This window comes from Kluyvera sp., assembly GCF_965301105.1.
Window position 1 is genome coordinate 1 of sequence record NZ_CBDKZX010000171.1, and the last position, 2,772, is coordinate 2,772.

Below are 2,772 nucleotides of genomic sequence, written 5' to 3' on the forward strand. Positions count from 1 at the left end.
TGCCTTTACCGCCGTTACCGATTTTCTCCATCAGCGGGCCGATAGAGGTAAAGCGCTCGTAGGTTGCCGGGTAATCACGTTCAACCGGAATAATGTGCGGCGCGGTCTTGCCCGGGATCAGGTCGCATTCGCCTTTTTTCCAGTCCTTCACGTCTAACGGCTGCGCCAGTTCGGCAGCGGAGTCGTGCTGAATTGGCAGCGTGACGACATCGGTTTCTTTACCGAGGTGGCCAACGCAGACTTCAGAGAATTTCTTGGCGATGCCTTTGTAGATTTCCCAGTCGCTTTTCGACTCCCAGGCCGGATCAACGGCGGCAGACAGCGGGTGAATAAACGGATGCATATCCGAGGTATTCATGTCGTCTTTTTCATACCAGGTGGCGGTCGGCAGCACGATGTCGGAGTACAGACAGGTGCTCGACAGACGGAAGTCCAGCGTCACCACCAGATCCAGCTTGCCGTCGAGGCCGTTATCCTGCCACTCCACTTCTTCCGGCTTCACGCCGCCCTGCTTGCCGAGATCCAGCCCCTGAATACCGTGCTCGGTACCCAGCAGGTACTTCAGCATGTACTCATGACCTTTACCGGAAGAGCCCAGCAGGTTGGAGCGCCAGATGAACAGGTTACGCGGATGGTTTTTACCGTTCTCCGGCTGTTCAGCGGCAAAGCGGATAGAACCTTCTTTCAGCGCCTTAACGGTGTAATCCACCGGGGTCATGCCGGCTTTTTTCGCTTCATCGGCAATGCGCAGCGGGTTGGTGCCTAACTGCGGCGCAGACGGCAGCCAGCCCATGCGTTCTGCGCGCACGTTGAAGTCCAGCAGATGACCAGTGTAGCGAGATTTATCCGCCAGCGGCGACAGCAGCTCCTGCGCGGTAACCGACTCATAGCGCCATTGGCTGGAGTGGTTATAGAAGTAGGAAGTGCTGTTCATGTGACGTGCCGGACGCTGCCAGTCAAGGGCAAACGCCAGCGGCTGCCAGCCGGTCTGCGGACGCAGTTTTTCCTGGCCCACGTAGTGTGCCCAGCCGCCGCCGCTCTGACCGACGCAGCCGCAGAACACCAGCATGTTGATCAGGCCACGATAGTTCATATCGAGGTGGTACCAGTGGTTCAGACCGGCACCGACGATGATCATCGAGCGACCATGCGTCTTATCGGCGTTATCAGCAAATTCACGCGCGATACGGACGATCTGTGCGCTGGAAACGCCGGTGATTTTCTCCGCCCACGCCGGGGTGTACGCTTTAATATCTTCGTAGCTTGTCGCACAGTTTTCATCGTTCAGACCGCGTTCCAGGCCGTAGTTCGCCATGGTCAGGTCATAAACGGTAGTTACCAGCGCGGTGCTACCGTCTGCCAGCTGCAGGCGTTTCACCGGCAGTTTGTGCAGCAGGATGTTTTCCAGCTCAACGCTGGCGAAGTGTTCGGTGCCGTCACCGCCAAAGTACGGGAAGCCAACCTGGGCCACGTCGTCATGGCTGCCCAACAGGCTGAGGCGCAGTTCAACCTCTTCGCCAGTTTTACCGTCGCGCTGTTCGAGGTTCCACTTACCTTTATCGCCCCAGCGGTAACCGATTGAACCGTTTGGCGCGATCATTTCACCTTTTTCATCAAAGGCGACGGTTTTCCATTCCGGATGCTCTTCCTGACCCAGACCATCCACCAGATCCGCTGCACGCAGCATACGGCCCGCGGCGTAGAAGCCATCACGCTCTTCCAGCATCACCAGCATTGGCATGTCGGTGTAGCGGCGAACGTAATCGGTGAAGTACTGGCTCGGTTTGTCGAGGTGGAATTCACGCAGCATCACGTGGCCCATCGCCAGCGCCATCGCCGCATCGGTCCCCTGCTTCGGTGCCAGCCACAGGTCACACAGCTTGGCGATTTCAGCGTAGTCCGGGGTAATAGCGACGGTTTTGGTGCCTTTATAGCGAACTTCAGTGAAGAAGTGCGCGTCCGGGGTACGCGTTTGCGGAACGTTGGAACCCCAGGCGAGAATGTAGCTGGAGTTGTACCAGTCGGCGGATTCCGGTACGTCGGTCTGTTCGCCCCAGGTCTGCGGAGACGCTGGCGGCAAGTCACAGTACCAGTCGTAGAAGCTCAGGCAGGTGCCGCCGATCAGGGAGAGATAGCGGGCACCGGAAGCATAGGAAACCATCGACATCGCCGGGATCGGCGAGAAGCCTGCCACACGGTCCGGGCCGTAGGTTTTGACGGTGTAAACGTTGGAGGCGGCAATCAGCTCGTTCACTTCCTGCCAGGAGGAGCGTACGAAGCCACCGCGGCCACGCGCTTGCTTGAAGCTTTTTGCTTTGTCGGCATCTTCAATAATGGATGCCCAGGCATCAACCGGATCGCTGTGTAGTTTCTTTGCATCACGCCACATTTTCATCAGGCGTTTACGCATCAGCGGGTATTTCAGACGGTTGGCGCTATAAAGGTACCAGGAATAGCTCGCCCCACGCGGACAGCCGCGAGGTTCATGGTTTGGCAGGTCCGGACGGGTGCGCGGGTAATCGGTCTGCTGGGTTTCCCAGGTGACCAGACCGTTTTTAACGTAGATTTTCCAGCTGCAGGAACCGGTGCAGTTTACGCCGTGCGTGGAGCGCACAACTTTGTCATGCTGCCAGCGGCTTCGGTATCCATCTTCCCAATCCCGGTTGGTATCTAGAATCTGTCCGTGCCCATCGGCAAATGTTTCACCCTTTTGTTTAAAGTAGCGAAACCGGTCCAGGAATTTACTCATCGGGTCTCTCCTGTTTGGAGCCT

The 2,772-nt window shown here is 57.4% G+C and carries 1 protein-coding gene; it reads right to left on the reverse strand.

Annotation, left to right across the window (positions count from 1 at the left end; translation table 11 throughout):
• The coding region (locus ACW14G_RS22775; protein ID WP_455648851.1) for a nitrate reductase subunit alpha at positions 1-2,749 on the reverse strand (2,749 nt) is incomplete at its 3' end.
• Between the last annotated feature and the right edge of the window lie 23 nt (positions 2,750-2,772).